This window comes from Microbacterium sp. AR7-10, from assembly GCF_001878835.1.
Classification (GTDB): Bacteria; Actinomycetota; Actinomycetes; order Actinomycetales; family Microbacteriaceae; genus Microbacterium; species Microbacterium commune.
Window position 1 is genome coordinate 61,586 of the sequence record NZ_MJIR01000002.1, and the last position, 10,232, is coordinate 71,817.

At 70.0% G+C, this 10,232-nt stretch carries 9 protein-coding genes; 5 read left to right on the forward strand and 4 right to left on the reverse strand.

Annotation, left to right across the window (positions count from 1 at the left end; translation table 11 throughout):
• Positions 1-67 precede the first annotated feature (67 nt).
• Positions 68-1,834, forward strand: coding sequence for a 2-oxoglutarate dehydrogenase, E2 component, dihydrolipoamide succinyltransferase (sucB, locus tag BFN01_RS00530; RefSeq protein ID WP_071640435.1), 1,767 nt, complete (start codon positions 68-70; stop codon positions 1,832-1,834).
• 6 nt (positions 1,835-1,840) lie between these two features.
• Here the strand turns inward: sucB and BFN01_RS00535 are convergent, their stop codons facing one another.
• Entirely contained in the window at positions 1,841-3,217 is a 1,377-nt protein-coding gene (locus BFN01_RS00535; protein WP_143187103.1) for a hypothetical protein, read from the reverse strand.
• Positions 3,218-3,339: 122 nt separating this feature from the next.
• Between BFN01_RS00535 and BFN01_RS00540 the strand changes: the two genes are divergently transcribed.
• Positions 3,340-4,050 (forward strand): DUF4191 domain-containing protein, encoded by a 711-nt coding sequence (locus BFN01_RS00540; RefSeq protein WP_071640439.1) that lies wholly within the window; start codon positions 3,340-3,342, stop codon positions 4,048-4,050.
• 63 nt (positions 4,051-4,113) lie between these two features.
• Here the strand turns inward: BFN01_RS00540 and BFN01_RS00545 are convergent, their stop codons facing one another.
• A complete protein-coding gene (locus BFN01_RS00545) occupies positions 4,114-5,301 on the reverse strand; it encodes a RimK family alpha-L-glutamate ligase (RefSeq protein WP_071640441.1) in 1,188 nt (395 codons plus the stop codon).
• A gap of 25 nt (positions 5,302-5,326) precedes the next feature.
• Between BFN01_RS00545 and BFN01_RS00550 the strand changes: the two genes are divergently transcribed.
• The gene (locus tag BFN01_RS00550; RefSeq protein ID WP_071640446.1) at positions 5,327-5,803 is read left to right on the forward strand and encodes an ATP-dependent zinc protease; all 477 of its coding nucleotides are present in this window, start codon (positions 5,327-5,329) and stop codon (positions 5,801-5,803) included.
• A 24-nt stretch (positions 5,804-5,827) separates the two neighbouring features.
• On the opposite strand, the gene BFN01_RS00555 is transcribed toward BFN01_RS00550, so the two are convergent.
• The gene (locus BFN01_RS00555; RefSeq protein ID WP_083428557.1) at positions 5,828-6,214 is read right to left on the reverse strand and encodes an RDD family protein; all 387 of its coding nucleotides are present in this window, start codon (positions 6,212-6,214) and stop codon (positions 5,828-5,830) included.
• Between the two features lie 147 nt (positions 6,215-6,361).
• Between BFN01_RS00555 and glnA the strand changes: the two genes are divergently transcribed.
• Positions 6,362-7,786 (forward strand): type I glutamate--ammonia ligase, encoded by a 1,425-nt coding sequence (gene glnA, locus BFN01_RS00560; protein WP_071640450.1) that lies wholly within the window; start codon positions 6,362-6,364, stop codon positions 7,784-7,786.
• Positions 7,787-7,901: 115 nt separating this feature from the next.
• Here glnA and BFN01_RS00565 read toward each other — a convergent pair whose 3' ends face one another.
• Complete coding sequence (locus BFN01_RS00565; protein ID WP_071640452.1) at positions 7,902-9,083, reverse strand: polysaccharide pyruvyl transferase family protein; 1,182 nt, start codon at positions 9,081-9,083, stop codon at positions 7,902-7,904.
• A 120-nt stretch (positions 9,084-9,203) separates the two neighbouring features.
• Here BFN01_RS00565 and BFN01_RS00570 point away from each other — a divergent pair.
• On the forward strand, positions 9,204-10,232 hold a 1,029-nt coding region (locus BFN01_RS00570), incomplete at its 3' end, for a HEAT repeat domain-containing protein (RefSeq protein WP_143187104.1).

Consider the following 10,232-nt stretch of genomic DNA (forward strand, 5'->3'; position numbering starts at 1 on the left):
CACCAATATCCATATACTCCCAGGTCACTAAGCTTGGGGCATCACAATTTTCCGAAGGAGACTCGACATGAGCACAGCCGTGGTCCTTCCCGCACTCGGGGAGAGCGTCACCGAGGGCACGGTCACTCGCTGGCTGAAGCAGGTCGGCGACACCGTGCAGGCTGATGAAGGCCTGCTGGAGATCTCGACCGACAAGGTCGACACCGAGATCCCGTCCCCCGTCAGCGGTGTGATCGAGGAGATCCTCGTCGCAGAGGATGAGACTGTCGAGGTCGGCGCGCTGCTTGCGCGCATCGGCGACGGCAGCGGCGCGGCGTCGAGCGACGACGCCCCGGCCGCCGAGGCACAGGCCGAGCAGCAGCAGGCGCCCGCAGAGCAGGCGCAGTCGCCGGCATCCCCGGCGGAGAACGAGGTCGAGGCGGCTCAGGAGTCGGCGCAGAGCGATGCGCCCGCCCCCGCGGCGTCGGGCGACGCCACCGACGTGGTGCTGCCTGAACTCGGCGAGAGCGTCACCGAGGGCACGGTCACCCGCTGGCTGAAGCAGGTCGGCGACGACGTCGCCGTCGATGAGGCACTGCTGGAGATCTCCACCGACAAGGTCGACACCGAGATCCCGTCGCCGGTCGCCGGAACGCTGCAGGAGATCCTGGCCGGTGAGGACGAGACCGTCGAGGTGGGCGCTGTTCTGGCCCGGATCGGCTCGGGCGCCCCCGCAGCCGCACAGGAGGCTCCGGCACAGGAGGCTCCTGCACAGGAGGCACCCGCACAGGCGGCACCCGCACAGCAGGCACCCGCACAGCAGGCACCCGCACAGCAGGCACCCGCACAGGCGGCACCCGCACAGGAGGCACCCGCACAGGAGGCACCCGCACAGCAGGCACCCGCACAGCAGGCACCCGCACAGCAGGCACCCGCCTCCACCGACTCCGACTCGCTGTACGTGACCCCGCTGGTGCGCCGTCTGGCCAGCCAGCAGGGCGTCGACCTGTCGACGGTCACCGGAACCGGCGTGGGTGGACGCATCCGCAAGGAGGACGTCCTCAAGGCCGCCGAGTCGACGTCCCAGGCACCGGCCGCCGAGGCCGCCGCTCCGGCTGCTCCCGCGCTCGAGGTCTCGCCGCTGCGGGGCACGACGCAGAAGATGTCGCGTCTGCGCAAGGTCGTCGCCGAGCGCGCCGTGGCCTCGATGCAGCAGACCGCCCAGCTGACAACCTTCGTCGAGGTGGACGTCACGAAGCTCGCAGCGTTCCGCAACGCGAAGAAGGACGAGTTCAACCAGAAGACCGGCGCGAAGCTGTCGTTCCTGCCGTTCTTCACGCTCGCCGCCGCCGAGGCGCTGCAGGCCTTCCCGATCATCAACTCGACCGTCGACGGCGACTCGATCGTCTACCCCGCGAACGAGAACATCTCGATCGCGGTCGACACCGAGCGCGGCCTGCTCACCCCGGTCGTCCGTGACGCGGGAACGAAGAACATCGCCCAGATCGCCCAGGAGATCGCCGACCTGGCGGCCCGCACGCGGGACAACAAGCTGAAGCCGGACGAGCTGGCCGGCGGCACCTTCACGATCACCAACACGGGCTCGCGCGGCGCGCTGTTCGACACGCCCCTGGTGTTCCTGCCCCAGTCGGCGATCCTCGGCACCGGTGTGGTGTTCAAGCGCCCCGGCGTGGTCACGGTCGACGGTGTGGACGCGATCGCGGTCCGCTCGTACGTCTACCTGGCCATCTCGTACGACCACCGCACGATCGACGGAGCGGACGCAGCTCGCTTCCTCGGCGCGATCAAGACCCGCCTCGAGTCGGCGGAGTTCACGGCGGATCTGGGTATCTGAGCACGCTCAGCCCTCATCCGATGGCTGGTTCGCGACGTCGTACACGTCGCGAACCAGCCATCGGTCTTTCTGCATGACGAGCACGAGCATCTGCTCCCCGCGCTCGCCCGACGGGCCGAGTCGCAGCACCGCCACGTCGCCGTAGTCCTCCACCGCGGTGATCGTGCGCTGCGCATCCGTCCCCGCCAGCCGCTGCTGCACCGCCTCTCCTGACCCGTCCACGACGGCGTCGGCGCACACCGCATCCCCGGCGCGGGCGCATGCGACCACGCGGGTGAGCAGCGCCGCGGCGCGCTGTTCGACCGATCCGTCGATCACGGCCTCCGGCATGGGCGTGCCGGGCACCGCCGTGTCCTGCCCATGACCGGCATCCGGAACCGGCGTCGCCTGATCAGTAACGGGTGGCGTCGGATCCGCGGTCGACGACGCCGTCGCCGCGGCGATCCCCGTCGTCTGCTCGGTCGCCGCGGAGTCCTGCTCCGGTGTCGGCCAGATCAGCCCCCCGACGAGCACGAGCGCGGCGGCCGTCCCGCCGAGGATCAGCATCCGACCGCGTGGGGCGCGATCGGGCGGCCGCCCTGCGCGGCCTGGCGACACGGCCGCTCCCCGGCGGCGTCCGAGCCGGGTCCGCACGAGCGCGACGGCGCCGTGTGCGGCCTCGAGCAGACGATCCGTCACCCGGTGCAGCGCGGTCGGCTGCGGGGTCAGCAGATCCGCATCCTGGCGCAGCCGCACCGCATGCGCGTCGATCGCGACCACCCGCTCGGGCGCAGCCACCTCGCGTACCAGCGAGCGCGGCGCCGCGAGCTCCATCAGCTCGCGCTCCCACCTCTCGATCGACCGCCCGACCACACGCGGATCACGCGCCGCCACGCTGATCTCGTCGAGCAGTCGGCTCATCGCGCGATCGGCGCATCCTTCCCGCACCCGAGCGATGAGGGCCACCGCCGACTCCGCGCAGGCCACGCCCTCGCCGGGCGCGAACACCGGACGCGTCTCGTCGGTGAGCCACCACTGACCTGTGACGTCGCGGTCGCCCACCTCCACGATCCCGCGCAGCATGCTGCCGACCAGGGTCACCGTCTCCCCCGCCGACAGAGCGCTCTCCGCGACCTCCCGGCGCCCCAGGAGCACCTCGATGCGATCCGTGCACCAGGGCAGCACGGCGTCGTGTCCGTCGGCCCTGCGCAGTACGTCCCGCACCCCGGCCACGTGCTCCGCACCGGCCATCGCCCACAGCTGCTCGCTCACGGTCTCGGCATCCACCCGGACAGCACGCCGCTCACCATCGGTGATCAGCTCGCCGGCGTACGCCGATTCCTGCGCATCCACCATCCGGATCGCACGATGCGCCCCCGGCGTCAGAGCTGGCGTCTCGTCCATCCGACCATCTCAGCGCGCGGCACGGCCGACCGCCGGCGAGAACAGCTGATCTGGGGAGGGTCGAGCCGATCTCGCCTGATGTGCAGGAAGAACGCACACCCCGGAATCGGTAGGCTGTACGCATGGCAAAGAGTGCTCCCGTCACCGAGAAGCGGCCCGGCTTCTTCTCGCAGATCCGTTCCCTGTTCCGTTTCACGCGGGACGTGTACGGCTGGCTGCCGTGGGCGCAGATCGCCATCCTCATCGCCGGCGTGCTGATCGGTCTGATCATCGGCTTCCTGATCAGCGGTGCCTCCGTGCTCGGCCTGATCCTCTGGGGCTTCACCGGTCTGCTGTTCGGAATCCTCGGCGCCATGTTCCTCATGACGCGGCTGTCGACGACCGCGATGTACGCGAAGATCGACGGGATGCCCGGAGCGAGCGGCCATGTGCTCAGCACCAGCCTCGGACGCAGCTGGTCGGCATCCGACACCCCGGTCGGGATCAACCCGAAGACGCAGGAGGCCGTGTACCGCGTGGTCGGTCGCGGCGGCATCGTCATCGTCGGAGAGGGCGCGCGCGGCCGGCTCACCCGTCTGATCAACGAGGAGCGCCAGAAGGCGCAGCGCGTCGCGCACGGCGTTCCGGTCACGGTGCTCTACGTCGGCCACGGCGACGACGACGTCGCCATCGCCGACCTGTCGAAGACCATCAAGAAGCTGCCCAAGGCGATCGACAAGGCCACCATGGCTGCGGTCATCCGCCGCATCGAGTCGGTGTCGCAGTCGCTGTCGTCGCTGCCGATCCCGAAGGGCATCGACCCCACCCGCGTGCGCTCCCAGCGTCCGCGCTGAGCCGCGCACCGCGCTCGGACAGCAGAACGGCCCTGTCCGCGGAGAGGGGCCGTTCTGTGCATCTCACTCGCCCAGGGGCTCCTTGGGCAGCCGGCGCACCCGCGGACGGCGGCGGCGCTTCTCGGGGATCATCGAGCGCATCTCGTCGAGCTTGCCGAAGCACAGCAGGCGATCCTCGGCCTCGAGCTCGACGTGCTTGCGCGGGTTGGGGATGACGCTCACACCCCGATGCAGCGTGAGCACGGTGATGTCGCGATCCCACAGGCCCAGGTCGCCGAGCTTCATGCCCACCTGCTCCGCGCCGGCGTGGATGGCCAGCTCCGCCACGCCGTATCCGGTCGAGACGCTCAGTCGCTGGCGGACGTCGATGTCGGGGAAAGCGACCTGGTTCGCGATGTAGTCGATGATCGCGCCCGCCACGTCGAGCTTCGTCGCGGTCTCGATGCCCTGCAGCCCGGGCGAGGAGTTGACCTCCATGACCAGCGGGCCGTCGTCGCTCTCCAGCATGTCCACGCCCGCGACGCGCAGACCCATGATCTGAGCCGAGCGCACGGCCGTCTGCTCGTACACCGGGTCGAGGGTCACCGGCTCCACCCGGCCGCCGCGGTGCACGTTCGAGCGGAACTCGTCGCCGTCCGCGACGCGGCGCATGGCCGCCACGACACGGTCGCCGACCACGAGCGCGCGGATGTCGCGGCCACGGCTCTCCGCGATGAACTTCTGGATGAGCACGTTCTGCTTCGTCGAGTGCAGGGTCTCGATGATCGCCTCGGCGACCTTCACCTGCGGGGCGAGGATCACCCCGATGCCCTGGGTCCCCTCGAGCAGCTTGATGACGACCGGGGCGCCGCCCACCCGCTCGATCGCCGGGCGCACATCGGCGCGGTTGCGCACGAACGCGGTCGGCGGCATCGCGATGTTGTGCCGGGAGAGGATCTGGTTGGCGCGGAGCTTGTCGCGCGCGCTCGAGATGCCGTTCGCGGTGTTCGGGGTGTAGACGTCCATCTGCTCGAACTGACGCACCACCGCGGTGCCGAAGTAGGTGATCGAGTTGCCGATCCGCGGCAGGACCGCGTCGTAGTCGCTGAGCTGCTTCCCGCGGAAGAACAGGTCGGGCGCGTCAGCGGTGAGATCGATCGCGAAACGCAGCGTGTTCAGCACCTTGACATCGTGTCCGCGCTGCTGCGCCGCAGCGCGAAGTCGCTGCGTCGAGTACGAGTGCGGGGCGCGCGAGAGAACAGCGATCTTCACAGAGGTTTCCTGCCAGGATGTAGGAGTGACACGGGCCTCTCATTCAAACACGTCCACGGGCTGGCGGGAGTGGGTCGGGCTGCCGGATCTGGGCATCGAATGGCTCAAGGCGAAGATCGACACGGGCGCGCGCACGTCGTCTCTGCACGCCTTCGATGTGGCCGAGTTCGAACGCGACGGCGAGGAGTGGGTGCGCTTCGCCGTGCACCCCTGGCAGGACAGCACCGCCGATGCCGTGGTGCACGAGACGCGCGTGCACGATCGACGCGCCGTGCGCAGCTCGTCCGGCCACACCGAGCACCGCATCGTCGTCACGATGCGGGTGCGGCTGGTCGGCAGGGAGGTGGATGCCGAGGTCACCCTCACCAACCGCGATGAGATGGGCTTCCGGATGCTGATCGGCCGCGAGGCGCTGCGACAGGGATTCCTCGTCGACCCGGCACGCTCGTTCCTCGGCGGTCGCGCACCGCGCGAGATGCGCAACCGCAACCGCGGCCGCTGACCCGACACGGGCTCGCGGCGGCGCTCAGCCGCGGATCAGCACCGTGCCGGCGATCTTGTCGTGCAGGCCCCGCTGATCGGCATCCCAGATCACCGCGGGGATCACGAACACCAGCAGCAGCGTTCGCACGATGGGACGCCACAGCCCCACCCAGGCGCCGTCCAGACGCACCACGCGCATGCCCAGCATCCGGTGGCCGGGGCTGCCGTTCGCGGTGGCGAGGAACACGATCTGCAGCACGGCGAAGACCATCATGGGTGCGAACTGACGCCAGCCGGCTTCTGCGGGCAGCTCGAGCGGGTCGTACCCGAGAAAGCCGATCGCGATGATCGTCGCCGCGAAGTAGTCGATCAGCAGAGCGCCGATCCGCCGGCCCGGGCGGGCGATGCTCCCCGGTCCGGAGATGGGCATGCCGAGGCGTTCACCGGGGTAGTCACTCACCCCCTCAGCCTACCGAGCGGCTGTAACATGCCCGAAACACAGCGGACACGGCTGAGAAACTCCGTGCGCATAACCTGCGTAAGGTTGATGCAACCGATACCCGATCAGGAGTCGTACATGTTCACAGAGCCCGCTGAGGTCATCCGCTACATCGAGGAGAACGACGTCAAGTTCCTCGACATCCGATTCACCGACCTTCCCGGGGTCCAGCAGCACTTCAACATCCCCGCCTCCACGGTCGACGACGACTTCTTCCGCGACGGACAGCTCTTCGACGGGTCGTCAATCCGCGGCTTCGCGAGCATCCACGAGTCGGACATGCAGCTGATCCCCGACGTCACGACCGCGTACATCGACCCGTTCCGCGCGGCGAAGACCCTGGTGATGGTCTTCGACATCTACAACCCGCGCACCGGCGAGATCTACAGCAAGGACCCGCGCCAGGTCGCCAAGAAGGCCGAGAAGTACCTCGCCTCGACGGGCATCGCCGACACGGCGTTCTTCGCACCCGAGGCCGAGTTCTACATCTTCGACGACGTGCGCTACTCGGTCACCTCCGGCGAGAGCTTCTACAAGGTCGACTCCGAGGAGGCGGCGTGGAACTCGGGTCGTGAGGAGGAGGGCGGCAACCTGGGCAACAAGACCCCCTTCAAGGGCGGCTACTTCCCCGTCGCCCCGGTCGACAAGACGGCCGATGTCCGCGACGACATGACCCTGCGTCTGATCGACTCGGGCTTCCACCTCGAGCGCTCGCACCACGAGGTCGGCACGGCGGGCCAGCAGGAGATCAACTACCGCTTCGACACGATGGTCAGCGCGGCCGACGACATCCTCAAGTTCAAGTACATCGTCAAGAACACCGCAGAGGAGTGGGGCAAGACGGTCACGTTCATGCCCAAGCCGCTGTTCGGCGACAACGGGTCGGGCATGCACACCCACCAGTCGCTGTGGCTCGACGGCAAGCCGCTGTTCTTCGACGAGGCGGGCTACGGACAGCTCAGCGACATCGCGCGCTGGTACATCGGCGGACTGCTCAAGCACGCGCACGCCGTGCTCGCGTTCACGAACCCGACGCTGAACAGCTACCACCGCCTGGTGAAGCACTTCGAGGCCCCGGTGAACCTGGCCTACTCGGCCGGCAACCGCTCGGCCGCGATCCGCATCCCGCTCACCGGCTCGAACCCCAAGGCGAAGCGCATCGAGTTCCGCGTTCCGGATGCCTCGTCGAACCCGTACCTGGCGTTCGCCGCGCAGCTGATGGCGGGCCTCGACGGCATCAAGAACCGCATCGAGCCGATGGAGCCGATCGACAAGGACCTGTACGAGCTGCCCCCGGAGGAGGCCGCGAACATCCCGCAGGTGCCGAACTCGCTGCTCGACTCCCTCGAGGCGCTGCGCCGTGACCACGACTTCCTGCTCGAGGGCGGCGTGTTCACGCAGGAGCTCATCGACACGTGGATCGAGTACAAGTACACCAACGAGATCCTGCCGATGGCGCAGCGTCCGCACCCGTACGAGTTCGAGCTGTACTACGGCTGCTGAGCCCGCCACCCGCCGAGAAACCACTTCCCGCCCGAGACACCACGTGTGAGCGTGTGTCTCAGGCGGGAAGTGGTTTCTCGCGGTCAGGGGCGAGACGCAGGCGGGGCGGGGCGGGTCAGCGCAGGGCGTCGGCGACCGCGTCCCACCACGCGGCGGAGTCGGCTCGGTGCCCGTCGAGGCGCTCGGCTGCCCCGCGGGTCACGGCAGCAGCGGAGTCGGCGATCCGGGACAGATGCTCGGGGGCGTCGGCGAGGGCGTCGAGGTCGACGACGCCGTCCTGACCCCAATGGCCGAGCGCGCCGGAGAGCTTGATGTGCGTGTACTCGTCTGCAGCCAGGGCGACGATGGGCACGCCCGCCGGCGCGGCGAACACGGCGGGGTGATAGCGGCTGGTCACGAGCAGGCGCGAGGTGCGTGCACGCTGCGCGGCGGTGAGCGAATCGCCGCTGGGCACGACCTCGCTCGGCCGCCGCATCCGCGCCCGCACCCGCTCGTGCAGGGCCGCGTCGCCAGCGGGCTCGGAACCGGCGGATTCGGGGCCGAAGTGCGCGTGGAAGACGACGGGTCCCACCGCGTCGGCGGCGTGATCGAGCAGGGCCGCGATACCGCTCTCGACCTCGTCGGCGGGACGTCCGGCGAACCAGCCCGACAGGCTCACGAGCACGCGCTCGGATGCGGCCGGACCGTCGTCGTCCACCGGTCCGCCGCCGAGGAACGAGGCGTCGTCGACGCCGGCGTTCACGTGTGCGCCCCACCCGCGGGCGAGCTCAGCGGACGCGTGCTCGCGCACACCGGTGCGGGCGGCCGCACGGACCATGTCGGCCACGCGCTGCGCGTCGGCATCCTCCAGATCGGGGCCGAAGGTCTGGCCCGACACGACGACCGGCAGATCACGGGCCCGTGCCATCGCGGCGAGCGTCGTGCGCTCGTAGACGTGCACCGGCCAGCGCGAGGCGAGGTTGCCGCCGCCGGCGATGAGCACACCCGACGCGTCGTCGAGCGCGGTCAGGGCCGCCCGGGCGGGGTCGTCGGCGTCGAGCGCAGTGCGTCCCGCCGCAGCATCCACGAGCAGCGCCGAGCGGCGAGCCGCCGCTTCGCGCTCGAGCCCGCCGAAACCGAGTCGCGGCACGCAGGGCACGCCGTAGCGGGCGGCGGATTCCTCGGGCGACGACGAGACGCCGACGATGCTCAGACCGCGGGCCGCGAGCTCGTCGCGCGCCGCCTCGAACATCGCCTCGTCTCCGATATGGATCATGCCCGACAGCACGCCGATGTCGCCGATGGTGAGAACGCTCACGCTAACCCTTCGCTCAGAATCCGGAGCCGACGTTCGGCGCCTTGTCAACCGTAGGCTCTTTTCTGCTCACCCCAGTACCATTCCAGACGGTGCTATCTCAGCGCCCGCAGGGAGGGCAGCATGGGTATTCAGACGGCGATGGACCGCATCACCGAATCCGGATCGATCATCGAGGCGATGCGCGCGGCGGACGACCTGGCCTTCGAAGCCGGCCGCGACCCTGGGCTTCGCACGCTGCGTGTGCTCTCGGCCGCCATCGCCGCCGACGACGATCTCGCCGCGATCGCGGCCGTGCACGCCCTGGCCGAGATGAACGACGAGGAGGCGGCACGGCTGCTGTCGAGCCTGCTCTCCTCGCCCCGGCCCTACATCGTGGAGCACGCCGCCGACGCCCTCGGCCGGCGGCCCGCACGCCCGGATGCGGTCGGGCGCCTGGTGCGCCTCGTCGCCGAAGGCGGCTTCGCCGGCATGCTCGCCCAGCACACGCTGGAGAAGTGGTCGACGGGCGCGGCCGAACTGCTCGCGGTCGCCCTCGAGACCGCGAGCACCGGGACCCTTCCCGATGACGCGCGCGCCCGACTGGTCGAGACGATGGGGCTGGTGCGACACCCGCTCGTCGTGCGCCCGCTGCAGACGCGGGCGACGGATGCCGCGGCTCCGACCGCCGTGCGCGAGGCGGCCGTCGCCGCGCTCGGCCAGCGCGGCGAGCCCGCCGCGATCTCGACGCTCGAGCAGATCGTCGCGGAGGGCGGTGTCCTCGGCGACCTCGCCCGGCTGGCCCTCATCGACGCCGAGCCTGCCCCGCTCGTCCGTGACAGCGGCGAGGGGCTCACAGTCGCCCAGCTGTTCCTGCACGCGGACATCGACCCGTCGCTGTCGTCGGCGGGCTCCGGCGACAACGGCGGCATCGCCACCCTGCTCGTGCGACTGGGCGACGCGCTGGTCGCCGAGCCCGCCCCTGTCCAGCGCGTGCTGACCCTGTCGCGCGGCACGGCCGCCCAGGCGGGCCCCGACCTGCTCCGTGTCGCCGGCGGCGAGACCGGCCACGTGTACGGCCACATCCCGCTGAGCTCGCCGCCGGTGGGCTCAGCGGCGGCGTGGCCGCTGCGGGTGAGCGTGCGCCGCGGCATCTGTCTCTTATACACATCT